Annotated in this window: 23 protein-coding genes; 14 read left to right on the top strand and 9 right to left on the bottom strand. The window is 65.3% G+C overall.

Annotated elements, in window-relative coordinates:
• Window positions 1-76: 76 nt before the first annotated feature.
• Window positions 77-631: an acyl-homoserine-lactone synthase gene (locus tag CAG33_RS11580; RefSeq protein ID WP_085638471.1), complete on the bottom strand. Its 555-nt coding sequence runs from the start codon at window positions 629-631 to the stop codon at window positions 77-79.
• Window positions 632-821: 190 nt separating this feature from the next.
• Between CAG33_RS11580 and CAG33_RS11585 the strand changes: the two genes are divergently transcribed.
• Window positions 822-1,505 (top strand): autoinducer binding domain-containing protein, encoded by a 684-nt coding sequence (locus CAG33_RS11585; protein WP_256575505.1) that lies wholly within the window; start codon window positions 822-824, stop codon window positions 1,503-1,505.
• 484 nt (window positions 1,506-1,989) lie between these two features.
• Window positions 1,990-2,490: a phosphate-starvation-inducible protein PsiE gene (locus tag CAG33_RS11590; protein ID WP_085578714.1), complete on the top strand. Its 501-nt coding sequence runs from the start codon at window positions 1,990-1,992 to the stop codon at window positions 2,488-2,490.
• Here CAG33_RS11590 and CAG33_RS11595 read toward each other — a convergent pair.
• From CAG33_RS11595 to CAG33_RS11605, 3 genes are all read right to left on the bottom strand, one after another.
• Window positions 2,487-2,804 carry a DUF3509 domain-containing protein gene (locus tag CAG33_RS11595; protein ID WP_085578717.1) on the bottom strand — a complete coding sequence of 106 codons (318 nt, stop codon included), beginning with the start codon at window positions 2,802-2,804 and terminating at the stop codon, window positions 2,487-2,489. The genes CAG33_RS11590 and CAG33_RS11595 overlap by 4 nt on opposite strands.
• Window positions 2,805-3,020: 216 nt before the next feature.
• Window positions 3,021-4,322 carry an HAAAP family serine/threonine permease gene (locus tag CAG33_RS11600; protein ID WP_085638474.1) on the bottom strand — a complete coding sequence of 434 codons (1,302 nt, stop codon included), beginning with the start codon at window positions 4,320-4,322 and terminating at the stop codon, window positions 3,021-3,023.
• An 86-nt stretch (window positions 4,323-4,408) separates the two neighbouring features.
• Complete coding sequence (locus CAG33_RS11605; RefSeq protein ID WP_085578721.1) at window positions 4,409-5,785, bottom strand: L-serine ammonia-lyase; 1,377 nt, start codon at window positions 5,783-5,785, stop codon at window positions 4,409-4,411.
• Between the two features lie 135 nt (window positions 5,786-5,920).
• Between CAG33_RS11605 and CAG33_RS11610 the strand changes: the two genes are divergently transcribed.
• The 8 genes from CAG33_RS11610 (at window position 5,921) to CAG33_RS11645 (ending at window position 14,229) form a co-directional block, all read left to right on the top strand.
• Window positions 5,921-6,868, top strand: coding sequence for a LysR substrate-binding domain-containing protein (locus CAG33_RS11610; RefSeq protein ID WP_085578723.1), 948 nt, complete (start codon window positions 5,921-5,923; stop codon window positions 6,866-6,868).
• Window positions 6,869-7,069: 201 nt separating this feature from the next.
• Window positions 7,070-7,477: an HPF/RaiA family ribosome-associated protein gene (locus tag CAG33_RS11615; RefSeq protein ID WP_085578725.1), complete on the top strand. Its 408-nt coding sequence runs from the start codon at window positions 7,070-7,072 to the stop codon at window positions 7,475-7,477.
• A 291-nt stretch (window positions 7,478-7,768) separates the two neighbouring features.
• On the top strand, window positions 7,769-8,074 hold the full coding sequence (locus tag CAG33_RS11620; protein WP_085578727.1) for a DUF3649 domain-containing protein: 306 nt from the start codon (window positions 7,769-7,771) through the stop codon (window positions 8,072-8,074).
• Window positions 8,071-9,660, top strand: a complete 1,590-nt coding sequence (locus tag CAG33_RS11625) for a PepSY domain-containing protein (protein WP_085638477.1) — start codon at window positions 8,071-8,073, stop codon at window positions 9,658-9,660. Before CAG33_RS11620 ends, CAG33_RS11625 begins: the two co-directional genes overlap by 4 nt.
• A complete protein-coding gene (locus CAG33_RS11630; RefSeq protein WP_085578731.1) occupies window positions 9,661-9,987 on the top strand; it encodes a DUF3325 domain-containing protein in 327 nt (108 codons plus the stop codon).
• 1 nt (window position 9,988) lies between these two features.
• The gene (locus CAG33_RS11635; protein WP_085578733.1) at window positions 9,989-10,549 is read left to right on the top strand and encodes an RNA polymerase sigma factor; all 561 of its coding nucleotides are present in this window, start codon (window positions 9,989-9,991) and stop codon (window positions 10,547-10,549) included.
• The gene (locus CAG33_RS11640; protein WP_085638480.1) at window positions 10,546-11,535 is read left to right on the top strand and encodes a FecR family protein; all 990 of its coding nucleotides are present in this window, start codon (window positions 10,546-10,548) and stop codon (window positions 11,533-11,535) included. The genes CAG33_RS11635 and CAG33_RS11640 overlap by 4 nt, the downstream gene beginning before the upstream one ends.
• 264 nt (window positions 11,536-11,799) lie before the next feature.
• A complete protein-coding gene (locus tag CAG33_RS11645; RefSeq protein WP_085638483.1) occupies window positions 11,800-14,229 on the top strand; it encodes a TonB-dependent receptor in 2,430 nt (809 codons plus the stop codon).
• A gap of 60 nt (window positions 14,230-14,289) precedes the next feature.
• On the opposite strand, the gene CAG33_RS11650 is transcribed toward CAG33_RS11645, so the two are convergent.
• Entirely contained in the window at window positions 14,290-15,165 is an 876-nt protein-coding gene (locus CAG33_RS11650; RefSeq protein WP_085638486.1) for an AraC family transcriptional regulator, read from the bottom strand.
• Window positions 15,166-15,303: 138 nt separating this feature from the next.
• Between CAG33_RS11650 and CAG33_RS11655 the strand changes: the two genes are divergently transcribed.
• The gene (locus tag CAG33_RS11655; protein WP_085578741.1) at window positions 15,304-16,206 is read left to right on the top strand and encodes a DMT family transporter; all 903 of its coding nucleotides are present in this window, start codon (window positions 15,304-15,306) and stop codon (window positions 16,204-16,206) included.
• A 10-nt stretch (window positions 16,207-16,216) separates the two neighbouring features.
• Here the strand turns inward: CAG33_RS11655 and CAG33_RS11660 are convergent, their stop codons facing one another.
• From CAG33_RS11660 to CAG33_RS11675, 4 genes are all read right to left on the bottom strand, one after another.
• Window positions 16,217-16,720, bottom strand: a complete 504-nt coding sequence (locus CAG33_RS11660) for a DUF2165 domain-containing protein (protein ID WP_085578743.1) — start codon at window positions 16,718-16,720, stop codon at window positions 16,217-16,219.
• A 195-nt stretch (window positions 16,721-16,915) separates the two neighbouring features.
• Window positions 16,916-17,890 (bottom strand): D-glycerate dehydrogenase, encoded by a 975-nt coding sequence (locus CAG33_RS11665; RefSeq protein WP_085638489.1) that lies wholly within the window; start codon window positions 17,888-17,890, stop codon window positions 16,916-16,918.
• Between the two features lie 1,011 nt (window positions 17,891-18,901).
• Window positions 18,902-19,264, bottom strand: a complete 363-nt coding sequence (locus CAG33_RS11670) for a DUF6124 family protein (protein WP_085578747.1) — start codon at window positions 19,262-19,264, stop codon at window positions 18,902-18,904.
• Window positions 19,265-19,561: 297 nt separating this feature from the next.
• Window positions 19,562-20,530, bottom strand: coding sequence for a LysR family transcriptional regulator (locus tag CAG33_RS11675; protein ID WP_085578749.1), 969 nt, complete (start codon window positions 20,528-20,530; stop codon window positions 19,562-19,564).
• Window positions 20,531-20,814: 284 nt separating this feature from the next.
• Between CAG33_RS11675 and CAG33_RS11680 the strand changes: the two genes are divergently transcribed.
• The 3 genes from CAG33_RS11680 (at window position 20,815) to CAG33_RS11690 (ending at window position 24,835) form a co-directional block, all read left to right on the top strand.
• On the top strand, window positions 20,815-22,314 hold the full coding sequence (locus CAG33_RS11680) for an efflux transporter outer membrane subunit (protein WP_085638492.1): 1,500 nt from the start codon (window positions 20,815-20,817) through the stop codon (window positions 22,312-22,314).
• Window positions 22,315-22,452: 138 nt separating this feature from the next.
• Entirely contained in the window at window positions 22,453-24,645 is a 2,193-nt protein-coding gene (locus CAG33_RS11685) for an FUSC family protein (RefSeq protein ID WP_085638494.1), read from the top strand.
• The gene (locus CAG33_RS11690) at window positions 24,635-24,835 is read left to right on the top strand and encodes a DUF1656 domain-containing protein (RefSeq protein WP_003221811.1); all 201 of its coding nucleotides are present in this window, start codon (window positions 24,635-24,637) and stop codon (window positions 24,833-24,835) included. The genes CAG33_RS11685 and CAG33_RS11690 overlap by 11 nt, the downstream gene beginning before the upstream one ends.
• Window positions 24,836-24,841 lie beyond the last annotated feature (6 nt).

A 24,841-nucleotide genomic window follows, 5' to 3' on the forward strand; every position in this document is an offset into this window, starting at 1 on the left:
GCAAGTTCGATCCACACCGACAGGAACCGTTGGGCTCGTTACAGCGGCTTGCTGGGTTTCTTGTTGACTCGGGGCCTCACTGCACCGTGATGCAGCAGGCGCCCAGGATCCGGTTGTCGACCGCCCGGGGCGGCGCCAGCCATTTGAAGTCGATGCCGCCGCGCCGCAGCAGGCGCCCGACGGCAAGCGGGGACACCGACACCAATTGGGAAACGCCGCAGGTGCGGGCGTAGTCCAAGGTGGCCATGAACAGGCCCACGGTGTTCTCGTCGGACATCATCTGTTCGTCCCGGCCGGTCTGGGTGTCCAGGTCCAGGGAGGTGAAGCGCGACAGCTCCCAGATGTCGTCCCGGCTCGGTGCGGGCACATCGTCCAGCAACGAGGTGAACACCTCGCTCAGCAGGTACGGCTGGGTGGTGGGCAACAGGCGGGCACAGCCCTTGATGTTGCCGTCCTCCTGTTCGGCGACGATGTAGTGGGTGCCGCTGTGGTCGAACTGGTCGAACTCGAAGTCGGCGGGCGTCGACAAGTCCCAGCCGAGCCGTTCCACAAACACCTGATACCGATAGTGCGCCAGGCGCTGACGCCCGGCGGGCGTCAATTGGTCGTAACGTCCGGACAAGTAATCCATCACAGTTTCCTTTTAGTGATTGGGCTGGAGTTAATTAGAAGGCACAGCGAGTTCACGAACTACCTGTCACCCTTGACAGCTATCGCAATATTTTGAAATATGTTATGGGCGCCGGCACGAAGCCGCTTGCAATAAGTATGAGAAAGGAATCTCTATGTCGCACTGGCAGGCTGAACTGTTGGAAAAGGCTATGTCCGCCACGGATGTCGAAGTATTGTTCGACAATCTAACCAGCGTGGCCAGACAGTTGGAATTCGATTATCTGGCGTATGGTTCCAGAAGACTTTTCCCGATCACCAAACCCCGTCTTTTTCTCGTCAACAACTATTCGCCCGCCTGGCAGGCTGCCTATTCGGACAATCGTTACCTGGAGATCGACCCGTACGTCATCCGCGCGCTCAGAAGCGTGAAGCCGGTGCTGTGGGACGCCGAACTCAAGGCCCGGGCGCCGGATTTCTGGCAGGAGGCGCACAGCCACGGGCTCTCGGAAGGGTGGGGGCAAACGCTGCTCAACAGCGAGGCCCAGGGGCTGGTGACATTCGCCCGGGGCAGCCAGCCGATCAGCGCGCTAGAGCTTCAGACCAAGCAGGCCGAGCTGTCCTGGCTGGCGCAGATCACCCACCTGGGCCTCACCCGGCTGCAGCTTTTGGGCGCCGAATCGGTGCAGCCGGTGCCCATCGAACTGTCGCAGCGGGAGAAGGAAATCCTGCAGTGGACCGCCGACGGCAAGTCGTCGGACGACGTGTCCATCATCCTCGGCATCTCCAAGCGAACGGTCAATTTCCACATCAACCACTGCCTCAAGAAGCTGGGTTGCCAGAACAAGATCGCGGCGGCGGTCAAGGCCTCGCTCATGGGATTGTTATGGAACTAATGTTAAGTGCCGCACAGTTTTATGGCAGCGCCGATAGTGTGATCTTCCCTCTGCGTCATATCGGTGCATGGCGAAACTAAGTATTGGACGCTTGATCAGTTTTTTATTGAATAAACTTATGCCGTAATCGTATTGGCTGTCGGATGTCATGTAACCGTAAGCCGGATGAAGTTACAGCTTCACAATTAATCAGGCCCGTTTCTCTGTAAATATTTGTAATGGAAACCGGTGTTGCGCCGAACGCCGGTTCAAGTTCGCTGCACATGTTTGCCGTGCGCGGCGCAATGTTCGGCCCTCCCGTTTGCCTCTTCCCGCCACGCCTTTCGCTTCGGCGTGGCCCGGTGCGACCAAACGCCACGGCGCGGGTTTGCCCGCCGCTCGCCATGATGCGTGGCCCTGTTTCTGCATGGCTGGGGCCGCGTGCAGAAAAACCGTCATGTCGACCCCGCATCATCCGCTCGTACCGGGCTAAGGAACCTTCACCGTGAAAATCAACTGGGCCGAAAAACTGCGGCAGAACGTGCATCAACTGGCCGAGTCCCTGGGCAACCTGTTCGTCGAGACGTTCCACTACCTGGCGCTGTTCGCCATCGGCGCGGTGACCGCCTGGGCGGCGGTGATGGAGTTTCTGACGATGGTCGAAGAGGGGCACATCAAGATCGACGACATCCTGCTGCTGTTCATCTACCTGGAACTGGGGGCGATGGTCGGGATTTACTTCAAGACCAACCACATGCCGGTGCGTTTCCTGATCTACGTGGCGATCACCGCGCTGACCCGGTTGCTGATCTCCAACGTCTCGCACCACAACCCGCCGGACATGGGCATCATCTACCTGTGCGGCGGGATCCTGCTGCTGGCGTTCTCGATCCTGGTGGTGCGCTACGCCTCTTCGCAGTTCCCGTCGGTGAAGATCGAGCACCCGCACCGCAAGACCGGCGCGGGTTCCGGCGAACATCCGGAAGTCGAGAAGGGCGAGCTCTAAAGCCGGCTCGCCGGCCGCGCCGGGCCATTGCTGCGGGGCGGCGGCGCAGGCAGGGCGTCGCCGTGGGTCATCGCTTCGAGGATGGCCAGGGCGCTGTGGCCCTGCTCGATGGCGATGCCGAACTGAATGCTCTGCACCAGACGCGCGAGGCGTTTGGGGTCGTTGCGCTGCTCGGCGCTGATCATGCGCTTGGCCGCGACCCGGCCGTTTTTGGAGAGGGTCAGCATGATGCTGCCGTCCAGGCCCTGAATGCTCAGGTTGATCTGATAGTCCGGCGCGAAGGCATCGGTAATGATCTGAAAAGGATTGTCCATGATGCGTCACCGCCTGATTGAACGTGCAGTTGTTGACCGGCCGGGGTCGGGTTGGTTCGCCCGGCCAGACCGTCGGCCTGTCGCTCGCTTGCGTTTGCAAAGTCCGTTTGCAGCGCAAGGGCGGTAGCAAGGGACATGCCGGAACGCGTGCCGAACGCGGTTTGCGGGCAAAAAGAAGGCGAGCCCGGGGCTCGCCTTCTTTTTGGGTGGCCCGTTTCAGGGCAGGAACGAAAAGATGATCGCCGACAGTGCAATCAGGCCGACCAGCACCACGAACACGTTCGAGGCCTGGCCCGAGTACGGGCGCAAGGCCGGCACGCGGCGGATGGCGTACATCGGCATCAGGAACAGCAGGCAGGCGATCACCGGCCCCCCGAGGGTTTCGATCATCCCCAGGATGCTCGGGTTGAACGTCGCCACGGCCCAGCAGCTGAGGATCATGAACAGTGCGGTCGCGCGGTTCAGCCAACCGGCCGACACCGCCCGGCCGCGTCCGCGCAGGCTCTTGACGATCATGCCCTGGAAGCCTTCGCTGGCGCCGATGTAGTGGCCGAGGAAGGACTTGGTGATCGCCACCAGCGCAATCAGCGGCGCGGCGTAAGCGATGACCGGGGTCTGGAAGTGGTTGGCCAGGTACGACAGGATCGAGATGTTCTGCGCCTTGGCCGCCGCCAGGTCCGCCGGCGACAGCGCCAGCACGCAGCTGAAGCAGAAGAACATCACCGTCACCACCATCATGCCGTGGGCCATGGCCAGGATGCCGCTGCTCTTGCGTTCGGCCTGGGCGCCGTAGCGCTGCTTCTGGTCGAGGGCGAAGGCGGAAATGATCGGCGAGTGGTTGAACGAGAACACCATCACCGGGATCGCCAGCCACAGGGTCTTGAGGAACACCGACATCGGCATGGCGTCCTGGGCGCTGGCGAAGAACGCGCCGTTCCAGTTCGGGATCAGGCTCAGGCCCAGCAGCAGCAACGCGGCGACGAACGGATAGACCAGCACGCTCATGGCCTTGACGATCACGCCCTGGCCGCAGCGCACGATGGCCATCAGGCCCAGGATCAACGCCAGCGACAGCACCGCGCGCGGTGGCGGGGCGATGTGCAGCTGGTGTTCGAGGAAGCTGCTCAGGGTGTTGGTCAGCGCCACGCTGTACACCAGCAGGATCGGGAAGATCGCGAAGAAGTACAGAAGGGTGATCAGTTTGCCGGCCCCGGTGCCGAAGTGTTCTTCCACCACTTCGGTGATGTCGCCGGAGCGTCCCGACAGCACGAAGCGGGTCAGGCCGCGGTGGGCGAAGAACGTCATCGGGAAGGCCAGCAACGCCAGGATCAGCATCGGCCAGAAACCGCCGACGCCGGCGTTGATCGGCAGGAACAGCGTGCCGGCGCCGATCGCCGTGCCGTACAGGCCCAGCATCCAGGTGGTGTCGGCCTTGCTCCAGCCCTGGCGGGTGGCGTCGTTGTCGCGGGTAAGGTCTGCGGAGGGGTTTTCGGCAGCGGGTGTACGTACATCGGTCATCGTTTTTGCCTCGTTATTATTCTTGCTCGGGCTCACGGTTGGCCGGCCGCGCGAGGCGGCCGGCCGGGGCGGTCAGGGAAGGCGCGTCAGCACTCCACCCAGCTCACGGCCAGGCCGCCCCGTGAAGTCTCTTTGTATTTGTCATGCATGTCGGCGCCGGTGTCGCGCATGGTGCGGATCACCCGGTCGAGGGAAATGAAGTGTTTGCCGTCACCGCGCAGGGCCATCTGCGTGGCGTTGATCGCCTTCACGGCGGCGATGGCGTTGCGCTCGATGCACGGCACCTGCACCAGGCCGCCGACCGGGTCGCAGGTCAGGCCGAGGTTGTGCTCCAGGCCGATTTCGGCGGCGTTCTCCAGTTGCTCCGGGGTGGCGCCGAGCACTTCGGCCAGGCCTGCGGCGGCCATGGCGCAGGCCGAGCCCACTTCGCCCTGGCAGCCGACTTCGGCGCCGGAGATCGAAGCGTTTTTCTTGCACAGGATGCCGACGGCGGCGGCCCCCAGGAAGAACGCGACCACGTCGTCGTCCGACGCCTGCGGATTGAATTTCATGAAATAGTGCAGGACCGCGGGAATGATCCCCGCCGCGCCGTTGGTGGGCGCGGTGACCATGCGCCCGCCGGCGGCGTTCTCTTCGTTGACGGCGAGGGCGAACAGGTTGACCCATTCCATCGCCGACAGCGTCGAGCTGATCACGTTGGGCTTGCCGATCTCCAGCAGGCTGCGGTGCAGTTTCGCCGCGCGGCGGGGCACGTTCAGGCCGCCGGGCAGCACGCCTTCGTGGCTCAGCCCTTGCTCGACGCATTCGCGCATCACCGACCAGATGTGCAGCAGGCCCTGGCGGATCTCGGCGTCGCTGCGCCAGGCCCGTTCGTTGGCCATCATCAGCTCGGACACCCGCAGGTTGTGCTGCTTGCACAGGGCCAGCAGTTCGACGGCGCTGGAAAAGTCGTAGGGCAGGGTCACCTCGCCGGCCGCCGCCGCGCCGGACTCGACTTCGGCTGCTTCGACGATGAAACCGCCGCCCACCGAATAGTACGTTTGGCTGAACAGCTCGCCCGTCGCGGCAAAGGCTGTCAGCGACATGGCGTTGGGGTGGTAGGGCAGGCTCTCGTCCAGCAGCAGGAGATCGTGTTGCCAGTTGAAGGCGATCGACCGTTGGCCGGCGAGGGGCAGTTGGCCGGTCTCGCGCAGCCGCTGGATGCGCGGTTCTATGGTGGTCGGGTCGATGCTGTCCGGCCATTCGCCCATCAGGCCCATGACGCTGGCGCGGTCGGTGGCGTGGCCGACGCCGGTGGCGGACAGCGAGCCGTAGAGGCGCACTTCCACACGCTCGACATCGTTGAGCAGACGGCGGTCGGTCAGGGCCTGGACGAAGGTCGCGGCGGCGCGCATCGGGCCGACGGTATGGGAACTGGACGGACCGATGCCGACTTTGAACAGATCGAAAACACTGATAGCCATGCTAAACCCTTACAAGCAATGGAGTAGGAATCGCTGCCATTTTTTGTAGGACAAGCGCAATGTCGGCGATACTGCCTACCTAGGTTCAACGTGACCAACGAAACTTCCTAAGAAAGCCTTTAGCAGGACTAAACCATGAGTCGTCAATTGCATGCCCAGACTTACGTCTGGCTGCAGGTGTTTTCCTGTGCCGCCCGGCACCTGTCGTTCACCCGTTGCGCCGAGGAACTGCACATCACCCCGGGGGCGGTGAGCCAGCAGATCCGCCAACTGGAGGAACGCCTGGGACTGCGCCTGTTCCATCGCCGGGCCCGGGGCGTGGAGCTCAGCGCCGAGGGCCAGCGGCTGGCGATGACGGTCAACGAGGCCTACGGCAGCATCGACGCGGAGCTGCGGCGGCTCGATGCGGGGATGATCAGCGGGATCCTGCGGGTGCGCTCGATTCCTTCGTTCCTCAGCAAATGGCTGACGCCGCGCCTGCCGCGCCTGCAGCAGCGCTACCCGGACATCCAGCTGCGGCTGGTGGCGGAGGACAGCAGCGTGCCGCTGCACGAGGGGGATTTTGACCTGGCCATCGACCTGAACGACGGCAGCTATCCGGGGCTGTTGTCCACAGCCCTGCTCGACGAGCAGATCTTTCCGGTGTGCGCGCCGGGCCTGCTGCGCGGGCGGCCGCCGCTGCACGGTCCGGCGGACCTGGTGCATTTTCCGCTGCTGCACGACATCACCGCCTGGCGCGGCAGCTACGAATACGCGGAATGGGAGTTCTACCTCGACGCGATCGGCTTCGAGGGCGCCGATGTGAGGCGGGGGCATACGTTCAACCGCAACCACCTGACCATCGAGGCGGCCATCGCCGGTATGGGGGTGGCCATCGCCCGGCGCACCTTGCTCAACGACGAGCTGGAGCGGGGCACGCTGATCGTGCCGTTCGGCCAGTCGGTGCCCAACCACAAACGTTATGTGCTGCTCTACGCGCCGGGGGCGCTGAGCCATCCGGGCGTGCGTGCGGTGCATGACTGGCTGGTGGAGGAGGCGGGCATTTTCCGGGGCCTGCACCCGTTGAGCGACGGGAGTTTGTGACCGGATTTTTCAGCAAGGCGGATCGAGGCAATTCCCGACCATACCAGTGCTTTTGCCCGTTGTCCGGCTTTTTTTGCGTACGGATATTTATCTTTTTCAGGGGGTTGAAATGTTCGGCGCACGGGCCGATTGTTGTCATCAAGAGGTCACGGAAATCCTGTTCCGGGCCTCTTGAGAGCAAGCTGAAATAAGGGATGAACTATGCAAATCCAAGTCAACAGCGACAACCATGTTCAAAGCAGCAAGCGACTGGAGGAGTGGGTACGTACAACCATTGAGAGCACGCTCGAACGTTATGAGGAAGACCTGACCCGCGTCGAAGTCCATCTGGGCGACGAGAACGGCGACAAGCCCGGTCCCCATGACATGCGCTGCCAACTGGAAGCGCGGCCAAAAGGCCATCAACCGATTTCCGTGACCCACAAAGCCGATACGCTGGAACAGGCGATCGAAGGGGCCAGCACCAAACTGGAACATGCACTGGAGCACCTGTACGGCAAGCTGCGGGCCAAACGCGCCAATGTGGTGAGGCTCGAACGCGGCACCCATGCCGACCGGCTGCTGGAGGAAGAATTCCTGGAGAACGAACAGGCAGCGATCAACGGCTGATCCGCTGATTCACCTATCCACCCAACGAAAACGGGCCTGCGATTGCAGGCCCGTTTTTTTTGCCCTGTCTGTCAGGGCAAACGGCTGCCTGGCCATGAACCGTGGCGAGGGCGTTTGCTGCGGCTGGGAAGCGCAGCAGCCCCGATCCCGTCCATGTGCAATCACCCTGTCGGACGACTGAAGTCCGCCACACGGAAATCGACCTCCTTTGCACATGAGAATATTTATCATTAATATTGCTCGCCATTGATCCGGCCTTTCGGTCGGACGTTTTCGTTTCAGGGTCGAAACATGAAAGGCAAATTCGCCGCACTTCCCATGTCCTATCGTCTGGCCGTCACCTCCAGGGTGTTGGCGGCGGTGTTGGGCGGCTATCTGGTCGCGGCGCTGGCCAGCGTCACGCTGACGTTGTGGCTGCCGCTGGAGCGCGGCGAAGCCGTGGTGACCGGCATGACCGTCTCGTTCCTCGTCTACCTGGTGGCCGTGCTTTGGTGCTTCGCCTGCCGCACGGCGTGGTCGGCATGGGTCGGGCTGCTGGCGCCGAGCGTGATCCTGGCGACCGTCACCGGCGTGGCCCGGGGCCTGGGCTACGTATGAAGGAAGGTTTCCGGCAGTCGATGGCCTGGCTGCACACTTGGAGCGGCCTGGTGTTCGGCTGGCTGCTGTTCGCGATTTTCCTGACCGGCACCCTGGCCTACTTCAAGGACGAGACCAGCCGCTGGATGCAGCCGGAAATCCCCGTGCGCGCGCTCAACGCCGAGGCGAGCCTGACCCAGGCCCAGCACTACCTGCAACGCCACGCCGCCGACGCCTCGCGCTGGGTGATCGATCTGCCCGACGCCCGGGATCCCGGCCTGACTGTGCGCTGGCAACAGGCGCCGGCGGCTCCCGGCGAGCGCGGCCGTTTCACCCGGGCGACCCTGGACGCGCAGACCGGTGCCGCCGTGCAGCCCCGGGAGAGCGCGGGCGGCGAGTTCTTCTACCGTTTCCACTTTCAGCTGCAGATGCCCTATCCCTGGGGCCGCTGGCTGGCGACCGCCGCAGCCATGGTGATGTTCATCGCCCTGATCACCGGCATCGTCACCCACAAGAAAATCTTCAAGGACTTCTTCACCTTCCGCCCGCGCAAGGGCCAGCGCTCGTGGCTCGACGGCCATAACGCGGTGGGCGTGCTGGTGCTGCCGTTCCATCTGATGATCACCTACAGCAGCCTGGTGATCTTCATGTCGATGGTGATGCCGGCCAGCATCCTGGCCACCTACGGCAAGGACGTCAGCGCGTTTTACCAACAGGTGTTTCCGCAGGTGCCGCTCCCCGAACACGCCGGCCAGCCGGCCACGCTGCCAGCGCTGGCGCCGCTGCTGGCCCGGGCCGGCGAATATTGGCCGGGCGGGCAGGTGGCGCGGGTGACGGTGGACAACCCCGGCGATGCGAACGCCGCCGTGGTGATGACGCGCTCCAGCGGCGACCGCGTGGTGTATGACTACGGGCGTGAGCTGAGCTTCAACGGCGTCACCGGGCAACTGCTCGGCCAGACGCCGGAGCAGTCGCTGCCGATGGCGGTCGCCGGCGGCTTCTACGGCCTGCACATGGGCCGGTTCGCCGGGGCGCCGCTGCGCTGGCTGTACTTTTTCTGCGGACTGGCGGGCACGGCGATGATCGGCACCGGGCTGATGATCTGGTTCGGCAAGCGCCAGCTCCAGCATGCCAAGAAGGGCACCGCGCCGTTCGGGCTGCGGCTGGTGGAGGTGCTGAACATCGCCGGCATGGCCGGTCTGGTGACGGCGGTGGCGGCGTTCTTCTGGGCCAACCGGACGTTGCCGCTGGATCTGCCCGCCAGGGCCGGCTGGGAAGTGAATGCCTTCTTCATCGTCTGGGGTTTGAGCGTGGCGCATGCGGCGCTGCGTTGCGGGCGCCAGGCCTGGGTCGAGCAATTGAGCGCGGCCGCCGTGCTGTTCGCCGCGCTGCCGCTGCTCGACTGGGGCACCGCCGGCCGTTACCAGATTGCCGCGCTGGAGCAGGGCGACTGGACGCTGGTCGGGTTCGACTTCACCTGCCTGGTCGCCGGCCTGTTCCTGGCCTGGGCCGCCAGGAAAACGCAACGCGCCGGGCTCGCCGCGAAGGCCGGCCGGCCCCGTCGCGAGACGGCGCGCCCGGCCGTCCTCGAACCGGGGGCGCACTGAATGCTGGCGACGTTCCTGCTGTGCTACGGCGGTTTCACGGCCCTGTGCCTGTCGATGGCGCGTCACCATGACGATCTGCTCGGCCGCAAACCGTCCTTGCGCCGCCGCCGGGGCCTGAAGCTCGCCGGCTGGGGGCTGCTGGGCCTGTCGCTCTGGTCGGCGGTGGCCGGCAAGGGCTGGGGCTTCGGCCTGGTGGACTGGTTCGCCGTGCTGATGGCCAGTGGGTTGGCGCTGGTGTTTCTTCTGCCTTATCGCCCGCGTTTGGCGTTGGCGCTGGCCGCCTTCGGCCTGCTCGCCAGCCCGGCCGCCGTCTGGGGGCTGAGCTGAGATGCTGGTCAGCCTGCCGCCGGAATCCCGCGACGATGAGCCGCGCGGGGCGCGTGCGCATTTTCTTCAGGTGTTCCTGTCCCAGCGTTCGCAGATGGAAGCGCTGGTGAACCGGCGCGTCGGCTGCCGGGCCACGGCGGCAGACCTGGTGCAGGATCTGTTCCTGCGGTTCTGGCGCCGGCCCCTGGTGCAGGTCGAGGAACTGAGCACCTACCTGCTGCGTTGCGCCGGCAACATCGCCATCGACCATCTGCGCAGCGAAGGCGCGCGGCTGCGGCACAGCGAAGGCTGGCAGCCGGAAGAGGCGACCGGCAGCGAGCCCCAGGCGGCGCTGGAGGCGGGCAACGACCTGCGCCATGTCGAGGCGGCGTTGCGCGCCTTGCCCGAGCGCACCCGGCAGATCTTCTTGCTCAACCGCATCCACGGGCGCAAGTACGCCGAGATCGCCAAAGCCATGGGCCTGTCCCAAAGCGCCGTGGAAAAACATATGATGCGCGCCCTCGAGGCCTGCAAGGCCAGCCTGCGCGAACCCGCGCCACGCACGCCAGGGAATGCACCGTGAACCCCAACGACCGCGTCACGCCGACGCCCGAGCAGGAACAGACGGCCCTTGCCTGGCTGAGCCTGTTGCACGACCGCCCCAGCACCGGCGACCCACTCACGTTCAGCCAGTGGCTGCGCGCCGACCCCGCCCACGCCGAGGCCTATGCCCGGGCGCAGGTGGTCTGGGAAATTAGCGAAGGGCCGGCGCGTACGCTGGCCGATGAGGAGGCGCTGGCGCTGCAGGGCTATCTCGACGCCATGGACCGCCCGCGCCGTGCGCCGCTGCGGCGTTGGGCCCCCGCGCTGGCGCTGGCCGCGTGCCTGGTGCTGATGATCGGCCTGGGCAGCGGTTGGCAGCCGCAGCGTTGGGTCGATGACCTGGGCGCGGATTATGTCTCGGCCCCCGGTGAGATCCGCACGGTGACGCTGGCCGATCAATCGCAAGTGACCCTGGACGCCGACAGCGCCATCGCCGTGGATTTCAGCCAGGGCGAACGGCATGTGCAACTGCGCCGGGGCGCCGGGTTCTTCAGCGTGACCCACACCGGAGAGCCGTTCGTGGTCGAGGCCGAAAAAGGCCAGGCGCGGGTGCTCGGCACCCAGTTCGAAGTGCGCCTGCAACCCCATGGCGCGCAGGTCACGGTGCTGTCCGGGCGGGTCGGCGTGACGGCAGGCGGGGAGGCGCCGCAGCAGATCCTCACCGCCGGCCAGCAAACGGCCTACGCCAACGGCACCGCCCAGCCCTTGCGGGCGGTGGACAGCGAAGCGCAATTGGCCTGGCGTCAGGGTTGGCTCAACTACTACAAGGCGAGCCTGGCTGACGTGGTGCAGGACCTGCGGCGCTACTACCCCGGGCGGATCCTGTTGCTCAACGACGGGCTGGCGGCGCGCAAGGTCAGCGGCAGCTTTCCCGGCAAGGATCCGCGGGCGGTGCTCGACTCCCTGCAAGGGGTGCTGGGGTTCGAGCAGCACCGGATCTTGGGGCAACTGATCATCCTGCGCTGAGGCCGGTAATGCCCGCATCTCTGTTGCCTGATCCACCGCCATCGCTGGCAAGCCAGCTCCCACAAGTATCTCGGGTGTTCACAAGATCTATGCACACCACCAAAAACGGTGGGAGCCAGCCTGCTGGCGATGGCGGCAGCACGGCCAACACCTTCTCAGAAAATATTTTCAAGAAACCGGTGAGGTAATTCCGGGCAGCAACCGTGTAGTGACAGAAACTGCGAGTCATTCGCATCCGTTGCGGTTCTACACAGGTCATGAGCAATGAAGTCCAGGGCAAAGTCGGGTTCGGTCAAACAGTGGTTCAGCGTGTCTGCATTGAGTCTTTCGGCATTGGCCTTGCTGCCTTCGGGTGTGGCGCTGGCCGCCGAGGCCGTCGGCAGCCAAGCGCAGCCGTTGTTCAGTTTCAACCTGGCGGCCAAGCCGCTGCCCCAGGCCTTGAGCGACTTCAGCCGCCTCACCGGGCAGAGCGTGGTCTACACCGATGAGGCGCCCTACGGCCTCACCGCGCCGGCGGTAAACGGCCGGATGAGCGCCGAACAGGCCCTGCAACGCCTGCTCAGCGGCTCCGGCATGACCTTGCGCCGCACCGACAGCCACACCCTGGCGCTGGAGCCTGCGCCCACCGAAGGCGCACTGAACCTCGGCGCCACCACCATCACCTCGGTGGCGGCCCAGCCGATGAGCTACCAGCCGCCGGCCACCAGCTCGGTGATGCGCTCGTCCGCGTCGCTGCAGGAGATTCCCCAGACCGTCAACGTGATCCCGGCCCAGGTCATCCGCGACCAGGCGCCGCGCAACCTCGACGACGCGCTGGCCAACGTCAGCGGCATCACCCAGGGCAATACCCTGGGCAGCACCCAGGATTCGGTGATGACCCGTGGCTTCGGCGACAACCGCAACGGCTCGATCATGCGCGACGGCATGCCGCTGGTGCAGGGCCGTGGGATGAACGCCACGGTGGACCGGGTCGAAGTGCTCAAGGGGCCGGCCTCGCTGCTGTACGGGATTCAGGATCCGGGCGGGGTGGTCAACCTGGTCAGCAAGAAACCGGAGCTGACGCCGTACAACGCCCTGACCCTGCGCGGCTCCACCTACGGCGACGGCAAGAACGGCAGCGGCGGCGGCTTCGACAGCACCGGCGCGCTGGGTGAGTCGGGCCTGGCCTACCGCATGGTGCTGGACCATGAGGACGAAGACTACTGGCGCAACTTCGGCGCCCACCGCGAAACCCTCATCGCGCCGTCGCTGGCTTGGTTCGGCGAGCGCACCAAGCTGCTGTTCGCCTACGAGCACCGGGAATTCCTCACCCCGTTCGACCGCGGCACGCTGATCGACCCGCGCACCAACCACCCGCTGGACATCTCGCGCAACGAGCGTCTGGACGAGCCGTTCAACAACATGGAAGGCCGCTCCGATCTCTACCACTTCGAGGCCGACCACGAGCTCAACGACGACTGGAAAGCCCACTTCGGCTACAGCTGGAACCGCGAGACCTACGACGCCAGCCAAGTGCGCGTGACCGCCATCGACACCAGGAAAGGCACGCTGACCCGCAGCATGGACGGCACCCAGAACGCGATCAGCACCGACCGCTTCGCCACCGCCAGCCTCGAAGGCAAGGTCAACGTGCTGGGCCTGCAGCACGACCTGGTGTTCGGCGTCGACGACGAGTACCGCAAGATCTACCGCGAAGACCTGATCCGCCAGAAAAGCCGGAGCACCTTCAGCTACGTCGACCCGGTGTACGGTCGCGAGGTCGCGGGCACCACCGTCAGCCCGGCGGACTCGGCCCAGACCGACCTGCTGCGCAGCGATTCGGCGTTCGTGCAGGACTCGATCCACCTCGACGACCAGTGGATCCTGGTGGCCGGCGGGCGTTTCCAGACCTACGACCAGTACGCCGGCAAAGGCGTGCCGTTCAAGGCCAACACCGACAGCAACGGCCAGAAATGGGTGCCGCGCGCCGGGCTGGTGTACCGCTACACCGACGCGCTGTCGTTCTACGGCAGCTACACCGAATCGTTCAAGCCCAACTCGACCATCGCCCCGTTGAGCGGCAGCAGCACCGTGCTCGACGGCAGCATCGCGCCGGAAGAGGCCAAGTCCTGGGAGCTGGGCGCGCGCCTCGACATGCCGGGCCGCATCACCGGCAACGTCGCGCTGTTCGACATCAAGAAACGCAACGTGCTGGTGGCCAACGCCGAAGGCCCGACCACGATCTACAGCGCCGCCGGCGAAGTGCGCTCCCGGGGGCTGGAAGTGGACCTGACCGGTCAGCTGAACGACCGCTGGAGCCTGATCGGCAGCTATGCCTACACCGACGCCGAGGTCACCAAGGACCCGGACTACCAGGGCAACCGCCTGCAGAATGTGGCGAAGAACACAGGGTCGCTGTCGGCGGTGTACGACTTCGGCAGCGTGATCGGCGGCGACCAGCTGCGGGTCGGCGCCGGGGCGCGGTACGTCGGGGAGCGGGCGGGCAACGCGGTGAACGACTTCGAACTGCCGAGCTACACCGTGGCCGATGCCTTCGCCACCTACGACACGCAACTGGACGGGCAGAAGGTCAAGTTCCAGCTCAACGTGAAGAACCTGTTCGATCGCACCTACTACACCTCGGCGGCGAGCCGGTTCTTTGTGTCGATGGGGGATTCGCGGCAGATCTCGCTGTCGAGCACCCTGGAGTTCTGATCCGCGACCGCGTCATCGTTCATCGCGAGCAGGCTCGCTCAGGCAACGGCCCTCCACCGCCTAACGCAAGAACGCCTGACGGTACTCACCCGGCGTTGCGCCGATCACCTGGCGGAACCGGTTGGTGAAGTGGCTGGCGCTGGCGAAACCGCACGCCAGCGCGATCTCGCCCAGCGGCAACCCTGTCCCCCGCAGCAGTTCCCGTGCCCGGCCCAGGCGCCGCGCCAGCACGTACTGGTGCGGCGGCAGGCCGAAGCTGGTGCGGAACATCCGCGCAAAGTGGTATTCGGACAAGGCGCACAGCCCCGCCAGTTGCCCGAGGCTGATGGGGTCGCCCAGGTGGCTGTCGATGAAGCCCACCAGCATCCGGCGCTGATGCGGCGCCAGCCCGCCCTTGAGCCGCAGCCCAGAACGCGCGCCGACCTGGCTGAGCAAGGTGTGGCTGATCAGTTCGTGGGCCAGGCTGCTGGTCAGCAGGCGCTCGCCGGGCTCGTCCCAGTCGAGGGTGAGCAATTGCCGAAAGCGCAGGGCCTGTTGCGGGTCGTCCAGGAAGGTCTGCTCGCGCAGTTGCATCTCCCGTGGCTCGCGGTCGAGCAGGGTGACGCAACCCAACGCGAACTGCTCGGCGCTGAAATACAGGTGGGCCAGGCGGATGTCGCCGTTGATCACCCAGCCGGACTCGTGGTCGGCGGGCAGGATGCACAGCTTGTCCGGTGCGCCCTTGTTGCCGGGCTGGCCGCGGCGGAAGGTGCCGGTGCCGCCGGCGATGTAGCAGGACAGGGTGTGGTGGCTGGGCGCCTCGTATTCCTGGGCGTCGTGGTGATTGCTCCACAGCGCGGCGGACAAGCCGTCCCCGAGCTCGGCGCTGTGCTCCAGGCGAGCGTTCGGCGAGCGGCTGAGGGCTTTGAAGACTTGCAGGGTATCGAGTGCGGCCATGTTCGGTTCTCTCCAACGCCTTGCATCCTACTCCGTGGCGCCGGCGCTGCCAGCCCGTCGCCGGACAAAAGCGCAAGTTTATGCAAGCGCCGGTCAAGGGCGGGGTGGACACTGAACGCCCACCGAGGAGAGTCCGTCATGAACCTTTCGCTGTACCTGCTCACCGTGCTGATCTGGGGCACCACCTGGATTGCCTTGAAATGGCAATTGGGCGTGGTGGCGATCCCGGTGTCGATCGTCTATCGCTTCGGCCTGGCGGCACTGGTGCTGTTCGTCCTGCTGCTGCTCAGCCGCCGCCTTCAACCGATGAACCGGCGCGGGCATCTGATCTGCGTGGCGCAGGGCCTGTGCCTGTTCTGCGTCAACTTCATGTGCTTTTTGACGGCCAGCCAATGGATCCCCAGCGGCCTGGTCGCCGTGGTGTTCTCCACCGCGACCCTGTGGAACGCCCTCAACGCCCGGGTGTTCTTCGGCCAGCGGATCGCCCGCAACGTGCTGATGGGCGGCGGGCTCGGCCTGTTCGGGCTGGGGCTGCTGTTCTGGCCGGAACTGGCCGGCCACCACGCCAGCCCGCAGACCTTGCTCGGGCTGGGGCTGGCCCTGTGCGGCACCTTGTGCTTCTCGGCGGGCAACATGCTGTCGAGCCTGCAGCAGAAGGCCGGCCTCAAGCCGCTGACCACCAACGCCTGGGGCATGGCCTATGGCGCGGCGATGCTGTCGCTGTGGTGTCTGGTCAAGGGCATCCCGTTCGACATGGAATGGACGCCGCGCTACATCGGCGCGCTGCTGTACCTGGTGATCCCGGGCTCGGTGATCGGCTTCACCGCTTACCTGACGCTGGTCGGCCGCATGGGCCCGGAACGCGCCGCCTATTGCACGGTGCTGTTCCCGGTGGTGGCGCTGAACGTCTCGGCGTTTGCCGAAGGCTACCAGTGGACGGCGCCGGCGCTGGCCGGCCTGGTGCTGGTGATGCTGGGCAACGTGCTGGTGTTTCGCAAACCCAAGCCTGTGAGTGTCGGGTTCGCCAAGCCTGCGCATTGAAACAGCCGCTTCAACTGTCGACTTTCAATACCAGATAGATCAACGCCGGTATCAGAAAGTCGACAATGCTTTGCGCCCACATCATGGCGTTCCAATCATTGGACTGATCCATGTCGAACCACTCGTTGCCAACTACCTGAAGGCAAAAGTAATAAACGAACAGTGCCACGAGGAAACCGAGCACGGCGTATTTCTTGGCTTCGTGAAACTGTTCCGGCGAGGCGTTCAACTGTCGGAAAAGTTGATAGCAGCCCAGCAGGCAGGACGACGTGAATATGGTCTCCAGCGTCATGATCATCCAGTAGATCCGGTGGTGCATCATGTCCGAGGTGATGGCCCGGTAGGTCAGGTGGCTGCCGGTGGTGTCCATGCTGAGGATATGGCCGAGGAAGATGTAGTTGGACTGGTAGTCGGTCAAGTTGCTGAAGACGATCAGCACGCCAAAGGCACCGACCATGAAGACAATGGCAACTTTGCTTCTTCTGATGATTTGCGAGGTTGTAAGGGTTCCCACTTTTTTATTCTCCGTTCATTGTGCCTTTCATAAGTAAGGCTGATGGGCGGAAGTCTATCGGGGCGCAAATCGCAAAGGGGAAGGAGTGATTTTCAAGTTGTGTGGGTCATTGTTCGGTTCAAATCGATAGTTGCCCATCCGATGAGCCGGTGATGCCAGGGCGTGACGCTTGCGCGCAGGCCCTGGCGGCGGCCGTCAGCCTTTCCAGACCTGCGGATTCACCAGATCCTGCGGTCGTTCGCCCATAAGCGCACTGCGCAGGTTGGCCAGCGCACGGTTGGCCATCGCCTCGCGGGTTTCGTGGGTGGCCGAGCCGATGTGCGGCAGTGTCACGGCGTTTTTCAGCTGGAACAGCGGGGATTCGGCCAGCGGTTCCTTTTCGTAGACGTCCAGCCCCGCACCGCGGATGCGGTTGTTCTGCAGCGCCTCGATCAGCGCCGGCTCGTCCACCACCGGGCCTCGGGAAATGTTGACCAGTATCGCGCCCGGCTTCATCAGCGCCAGTTCGCGGTGGCTGATCAAGTGGCGGGTCTGGTCGCTGAGCGGCACCACCAGGCAGACGAAATCGGCTTCGGCGAGCAGTTGATCCAGGCGGCGGAACTGCGCGCCCAGCTCTTGTTCCAGCGCGGTCTTGCGGCTGTTGCCGCTGTAGAGGATCGGCATGTTGAAGCCCAGGCGTGCGCGCCGGGCCACGGCGGCGCCGATGTTGCCCATGCCGACGATGCCCAGGGTCTTGCCGTGCACGTCGCAGCCGAACAGCGGGGCGCCGACGCTGGCCTGCCACTGGCCGGCCTTGGTCCAGGCGTCGAGTTCGGCGACGCGGCGGGCGCTGGCCATGATCAGGGCGAAGGCCAGGTCGGCGGTGCTTTCGGTGAGCACGTCCGGGGTGTTGGTGAGCATGATCCCGCGTTCGTTGAAGTAGGCCAGGTCATAGTTGTCGTAGCCGACCGACACGCTGGAGACCACTTCGAGCTTCGCCGCGTTTTCCAGTTGGGCCTTGCCGAGCTTGCGGCCGACGCCGATCAGGCCGTGGGCGTGGGGCAGGGCTTCGTTGAATTGGGCGGCGATCTCGCCGTTCTTCGGGTTGGGCACGATGACGTCGAAGTCCTGTTGCAGGCGTTCGATCATGGGCGGGGTGATGCGGCTGAAGGCCAGGACGGTTTTTTTCATTGCTTTGGGCTCGGCGGGGCGGGATTGCTGAGCACGCTAACATTTCTGTTTTGGGTTGTCTTGGAGGGCTCTGGGGGGTGGGCGTTTGGGGTTTTGGGTTTGGGTGAATATCCGTTTCTGCGGGTGTTGCCGCTGGCGGTTCCGCCCTTACGGCGGGTCACTTTTGGCAAACGCCCGGAATGCCGGCCCAGCCAAAAGTAACCAAAAGGTCTGGGCCCCGGCGTTCGGCCCCTCGCTGAGGCTCGGGGTTCCTTCGCTCCGGGATTCATCCGGGGGCATCGGCTACGGTTTGCTTCGCTGCACCTCCTTCCGATGTGTTTGGCTGCGCCAAACGGCGCTGCGCGCCCACCCCCGGATGAACCCCTCCGCTCAGCCTTCCGAAGGGGCCGGCAGATCAAGATCAAAAGCGAGGCGAGCTGACACTCGGCCTTTTGAGAGGCGCGTGATGGCGGCCTGACAGCCGACCTGTTTCTGACTGCCCAACCCAATTCCCTGTGGGAGCTGCGGTGCGACGACTCGACTTGCCAGCGATGGGGCCGGCACTGCCGACATCTGTGGTGACTGACCCACCGCCATCGCCGGCAAGCCGGCTCCCACAGGTTTTTGTGGTGTGCCTGGATTTTGTGGGCACCGGGATACTTGTGGGAGCCAGCCTGCTGGCGATGGCGGCCTGACAGCCGACCAATCCCTCCCAGCTCACCTCAATCCCTGTGGGAGCTGGCTTGCCAGCGATGGGGCCGGCACTGCCGGCATCTGTGGTGACTGACCCACCGCCATCGCCGGCAAGCCGGCTCCCACAGGTTTTTGTGGTGTGCCTGGATTTTGTGGGCACCGGGATATTTGTGGGAGCTGCGGTGCGACGATTCGACTTGCCAGCGATGGCGGCCTGACAGCCGTCCAATTCCTCCCAGACCACCTCAATCCCCTGTGGGAGCCTGCCTGCTGGCGATGACGGCCTGCCAACCAACCAATCTCTACCTGATGTGCACAGCCCGCTCCCACAAAGGGGAATCAACTGTGCCCCGGCTGAACCTTCACATTGTCCAGCACCCGGTTCACCGACAGCCCGGCCAGCATGATCACCTGCTGGATCGCCAGGATCGTGTCGCGCTGCGCCGTGCCCAGTTGCTCGGCCAGTTGGCTGGTCAGGGTGCCCGCCGAGGCCAGGGAGGCGCTGGCGTGCACCAGCAGGCTTTCGTCGTCCATGGCCGGGTCGACCATGAACATCCGGCCCGGACGGCGGGCGGAAGGCTGGGTGGGGTTGAGGTAGTGGTCGAGCGCACGTTCGGCGGCGTCGTGGAGTTTTCGCGAATCGGTGGATTCGTAGGGGGAGGTGCTGTCGGCGGCAGGTGGGTTCGGTGTGGGTTTGAACATGGTGAAGCTCCATTCGGGATGTGGAGTCCGCCACGCACCGCGACCAAGCAGTGGGGTGGCGAACCGTACGCGGGTTGGTCGACCAGGGAATGGAAACCCGGCAGGGCCGTTAGCCCTCCCACGCACAGCTCGCCATTAAGCAGGCTGAAAAGCGCGCCATTCTAAACCCGGACGACCAAGCCCGGTCACTGAATCTGTCAGCGACCCCCAAAGCCTATCCAGCGCATTTCCGACCGACAACCGTCAAAACCTGTCGGAAACATCCGCCAAAAACACCCCGTCTGTAGGACGCCGAACTCAGTTCGCCAACCGCACGCCGCCCAGGCTGCCGCTCATTTCATAGGCCGCCAGTTCCGCCTGGTGCGCCGAGAGGATTTCCGGCAGCGAGCCGCGCAGGTACTCGACCCAGGTCTTGATCTTCGCGTCCAGGTACTGGCGCGACGGGTAGATGGCGTAGAGGTTCAGCTCCTGGGAGCGGTAGTTGGGCATCACCCGCACCAGCGAGCCGTTGCGCAGCGCTTCGATGGCGGCGTACACCGGCAGCACGCCGATGCCCATGCCGCTGATGATCGCGGTTTTCATCGCGTCGGCCGAGTTCACCAGGAACGGCGAGCTGTTGATGGTCACCATCTCCTGGCCTTCCGGGCCGTCGAAGGCCCATTTCTCCAGGGGGATGACCGGGCTCACCAGGCGCAGGCAGGCGTGGTTGAGCAGGTCGCTGGGCTTCTGCGGGCAGCCGTTGGCTTTCACGTAGGCAGGCGAGGCGCAGACGATGCTGTAGGTGATGCCCAGGCGCTGGGAAACGAAGCCGGAGTCCGGCAGTTCGCTGGCCAGCACCAGGGACACGTCGTAGCCCTCGTCGAGCAGGTCCGGCACGCGGTTGGCCAGGGTCAGGTCGAAGGTCACGTCCGGGTGGGTCTTGCGGTAGCGGGCGATGGCGTCGATGACGAAGTGCTGGCCGATGCCGGTCATGGTGTGGACCTTGAGCTGCCCGGCCGGGCGCGAGTGGGCGTCGCTGGCCTCGGCTTCCGCCTCTTCCACGTAGGCCAGGATCTGCTCGCAGCGCAGCAGGTAGCGCTTGCCGGCCTCGGTCAGGGCGATGCGCCGGGTGGTGCGGTTGAGCAGGCGGGTTTGCAGGTGGGCCTCAAGGTTGGAGACCGCGCGCGAGACGTTGGCCGTGGTGGTGTCGAGCTGCACGGCGGCGGCGGTGAAACTGCCGGCCTCGGCCACGCAACTGAAGGCACGCATGTTTTGCAATGTGTCCATGGGGTGCTCTCAAGGGAGATGGCAAATTGTGACATGAAGTTTCAAAGGCGAGACCCCCGACTTAGGGATTATCTCGTTAACGGTAACAAAGATTCACAGGAATCCCAGCTTATCGCGGTCCGGGCGCCCTCATAGAATTGCGCCGAAGTGGGAATGGGGCGTGCTTGCGCATGCGCCAGGTCAACGGATCCGGCGCTCGGGTGTGCTACCGCACCGGCAGGCGACCGCTCCGTCGCCGCTCCCACAGGTTCCCCGCTTTTCCCCTCTTTCAGGAAGTCGCAGCAGTGCCGCGTCGCATCAACAGAGCGCTTTTGCCGCTCAGTGTTCTGGCTTTTACCCTGGGTCTTGGCGGCTGCATCGGAACCGGCGGGATCGCCCCGCAGGGCAAGGCGCTGGAGGCCAACGCACTGGCCACCGACGACGCCATCGCCCACGCCGCCCGTGACGCAAACTGGCCCGCCGCGCAATGGTGGCAAGCCTTCGGCGACCCGCAACTGAACCGCTGGATCGACCTCGCCGTGCAAGGCAGCCCGAGCCTGGCCATGGCCGCCGCGCGGGTGCGCCAGGCCAAGGCCATGGCCGGTGCGGCCGAAGCCGCCGAGTCGCTGCAGGTCAACGGCCAGTCCACGCTCAAGCGCCATAACTGGCCGACCGATCCGTTCTACGGCCCGGGCGATTTGGCCAACACCACCACCTGGGACAACAACGCCGCGCTGGGCTTCAGCTACGACCTGGACCTCTGGGGCCGCGACCGCAACAGCACGGAACGGGCGGTGGACTTGGCGCACATGACGGCGGCCGAGGCGCAGCAGGCCCGGCTCGAACTGCAGAACAACCTGGTGCTGGCCTACATCGAGCTGTCGCTGCACTACGCCCAGCGCGACATCGTCGCCGCGACGCTGGCCCAGCAACAGCAGATTCTGGACTTGGCGCAAAAACGCCTGAACGGCGGGATCGGCACCCATTTCGAAGTCAGCCAGGCCGAAACGCCGTTGCCGGAAACCCACCGGCAACTGGATGCGCTGGACGAAGCCATCGCCCTGAGCCGCAACCAGATCGCCGCGCTGGCCGGCAAGGGGCCGGGGGAGGGCGCGCAGTTGCAGCGGCCGACCCTGTCCCTGGGCACGGCGCTGAAGCTGCCGTCGGCGCTGCCCGCCGAACTGCTCGGCCAGCGTCCGGACGTGGTCGCCAGCCGCTGGCAGGTGGCGGCGCAGGCCCGGGGCATCGACGTGGCGCACGCCGGGTTCTATCCCAACGTCGACCTGGTCGGCAGCCTCGGCTACATGGCCACCGGCGGCGGGGCGCTGGAGTTCCTGACCGGCAAGAAGCTCAACTACACCGTGGGGCCGGCGATCTCGCTGCCGATCTTCGACGGCGGGCGGCTGCGGGCGGAACTGGGTGAGGCGTCCGCCGGCTACGACATCGCCGTGGCGCACTACAACCAGACCCTGGTCAACGCGCTGAAGAACCTCTCCGACCAGTTGATCCGCCGTGAGTCGATGGACAAGCAGCAGACCTTCGCCGCCGAGTCCGTGGCCGCCGCGCAGAAGACCTACGACATCGCGATGGTCGCCTATCGGCGGGGGCTCACCGACTACCTCAACGTGCTCAACGCCCAGACCCTGCTGTTCAAGCAGCAACAGGTGCAGCAGCAGGTGCAGGCGGCGCGCCTGAGCGCCCATGCGCAATTGGTGACGGCGTTGGGCGGCGGGCTCGGTGCGGGCAACGATGTGCCGACGGCTGCGCAGACCCAGGCCCCGAAAACCCCGGCGCTGCTGCGGTGAACACACCTCGGTGCGGGAGCGGGCTTGCCCGCGAAGGTGGTGGATCAGGCGACCTCACTGTTGAACGTGACGCCGTCTTCGCTGGCAAGCCAGCGCCCACAGGTTTTGAGTCCAGACTGATTTCTTGAGCGTATTCGAATGACTCCCATGCCCGCCCCCCTGCGCTGGCTGCATTCCCTGGAATGGCGCCGGGGCTTCTTCGACTGGGCACGCAGCGACGGCGTGACCTGGGTCTACATCTTCAAGGTGCTGATTGCCGCGTTCCTCACCCTGTGGCTGGCGATGCGCCTGGAACTGCCGCAGCCGCGCACGGCGATGATCACCGTGTTCATCGTCATGCAGCCGCAGAGCGGCCAGGTGTTCGCCAAGAGTTTCTACCGGTTCCTCGGCACGTTGGCCGGGTCGGCGATGATGGTCACGCTGATCGCGCTGTTCGCCCAGAACACCGAACTGTTCCTGGGTTCGCTGGCGATCTGGGTCGGCATCTGCTCGGCCGGCGCCGCCCGTTGCCGCAACTTCCGCGCCTACGGTTTCGTGCTGGCCGGGTACACGGCGGCGATGGTCGGCCTGCCGGCGCTGGCGCACCCGGACGGCGCGTTCATGGCGGCGGTGTGGCGGGTGCTGGAAATCTCCCTGGGGATTCTCTGCTCCACCCTGGTCAGCGCCGCGATCCTGCCGCAGACCGCCAGCGCCGCCATGCGCAACGCGCTGTACCAGCGCTTCGGCGTGTTCGCCCTGTTCGTCACCGACGGCCTGCGCGGGCGCAGCAAGCCTGAGTCGTTCGAGGCCAGCAACGTGCGCTTCATCGCCGAGGCCGTGGGCCTGGAAGGCCTGCGCAGCGTGACCGTGTTCGAAGACCCGCACATGCGCCGGCGCAACGGCCGGCTGAGCCGCCTGAACAGCGAATTCATGGGCATCACCACCCGCTTCAACGCCTTGCATCAGTTGCTTGAGCGCTTGCGCGGCAACGGCGAGGAACACGTCGTGGCGGCGATCAGGCCGGGCCTGCAGGACCTGGCCGAAGTGCTCGACGGCTTCAGCGGCAGGTCCCTGACCAGCCCCGATGCGGCGCGCCTGGCGACGGCGCTCGCAGCCTACAAGGAAGGCTTGCCGACACGGGTGCGCAGCCTGCGGGCGGCGTTCCAGAAGACCGGCCCGAGCGAGGCCGAGCTGCTGGATTTCCACACTGCGTACGAATTGCTCTACCGCTTCGTCGACGACCTGCACAGTTATGCACAGACCCACGCGTCCCTGGCCGACCACCGCCACGAACGCGAGCGCTGGGACGAGCCGTTCACCCCGCAGACCAGTTGGTGGGCGGCGGCCGCTTCGGGGATCCGCGCCTCGTTCATCCTGATCGTGCTGGGCAGCTACTGGGTGGCCACCGCGTGGCCGAGCGGCGCGACCATGACCCTGATCGCCGCCGCCACCGTGGGCTTGTCCGCCGCCACGCCGAACCCCAAGCGCATGGCGTTCCAGATGGCCTGCGGCACGTTCCTCGGGGCGCTGATCGGCTTCGTCGAGATGTTCTTCATCTTCCCGTGGATCGACGGTTTCCCGCTCTTGTGCGTGATGCTGGCGCCGGTGATCGTGCTCGGCTCGTTCCTGACCTCGCGCCCGCAGTACGCCGGGGTCGGCCTCGGGCTGCTGATCTTTTTCAGCACCGGTTCGGTGCCGGACAACCTGACCATCTACAACCCGTACACCTTCATCAACGATTACATCGCCATGGTCATGGGCATGCTGGTGTGCGCCGCTGCCGGGGCGATCATCCTGCCGCCCAACAGCCGTTGGCTGTGGAAGCGCCTGGAGCAGGACCTGCGCGGCCAAGTGGTGTACGCGATCAGCGGCAAGCTCAAGGGCCTGGCCTCGGGCTTCGAAAGCCGCACCCGCGACCTGATGCACCAGGCCTACGGCCTGGCGACCGGCCAGCCGCTGGTGCAGAAAAAACTGCTGCGCTGGATGTTCGTGGTGCTGGAGGTCGGCCACGCGATCATCGAGCTGCGCAAGGAGCAGGCGATCCTGCCGGTGCACCCGGCGTACGCCGAGTCCCAGCCGTGGCGCCAGTCGATCCGCGTGATGGGTCGGGCGCTGGTGCGGCTGTTCCTGCAACCCAACGCCAGTAACCTGGAGCGGGCGCTGGTGGCGGTCGATCACGCGATTGGCCGTGTCGCCGCCACCGACGAGCCGTTCGCGCCGCACTTCGACACCTCGGCGCTGCGCCGGGTGAAAAGCTACCTGCACTTCATCCGCACCTCGTTGCTCGACCCGCAATCACCGCTCGCCGCCTACGCGGCCGCCAAGCCCGAAGGACTTGCCCATGCCCCGTGAAATCGCCTTCCACGGCGTGTACATGCCGACCATGACCCTGATGTTCTTCGTCGCCGCGGCACTGGCCTGGGCGCTGGACCGCTTCCTGTCGGGGTTCGACCTGTACCGCTTCTTCTGGCACCCGGCGCTGCTGCGCCTGAGCCTGTTCACTTGTCTGTTCGGCGCGATGGCGCTGACCGTCTACCGCTGACTCTCC

Origin of the sequence: Pseudomonas sp. B3(2017) (assembly GCF_002113595.1) — a bacterium.
Lineage (GTDB): Bacteria > Pseudomonadota > Gammaproteobacteria > Pseudomonadales > Pseudomonadaceae > Aquipseudomonas > Aquipseudomonas ekonensis.